This is a genomic window from Pseudoalteromonas sp. S3260 (genome assembly GCF_005886925.1).
Taxonomy (GTDB): domain Bacteria; phylum Pseudomonadota; class Gammaproteobacteria; order Enterobacterales; family Alteromonadaceae; genus Pseudoalteromonas; species Pseudoalteromonas tetraodonis.
Map to the genome: position 1 here is coordinate 1 of NZ_PNCV01000351.1, position 432 is coordinate 432.

Here is a 432-nt window from a genome sequence, read left to right on the forward strand (position 1 = left end):
TTTAATTCCTGCTTCTCAAACTGTTCAGATGCATAGCCAGCCCCTTGCTTTTCGCCGGGGGCAAATAAACTGGCTGCCGCACCAGCTTGGTAGTTTTGCGCTAAACTAACGACCACTTCATCGCCTTCAGCGGTAGTAAAACGATACTCGGCATTATTTTGTAGCTGCATATACTGGGCTTGGCTTACCGCTACGCCATTACCAATACTTTGCTCGCCAAAAAGCGATTGCTCAAACTCATTGAGTCCTTCCTCAATGCCTTTTTGTGACTGCTCAATGCCGGTTTTAATTTCGTCATTGAGTAGCCCAGCATCTTCAAGCTCACCGTAGGCATCATCAATACCGGTTTGCACGCCTTCGCGCGCTTGCGCCAGCATTTCTTGCAACTTGTCGTCATTGGCGCCATCGGCTTTCGCTTTTTTCACCGCACCA

1 protein-coding gene is annotated in these 432 nt (G+C 48.8%); it reads right to left on the reverse strand.

All coding sequences use genetic code 11. The features are described 5' to 3' along the window. Positions 1-432 (reverse strand): DUF5610 domain-containing protein (locus CWC14_RS19310; RefSeq protein ID WP_171036905.1); only part of this gene is annotated, 432 nt, incomplete at both ends.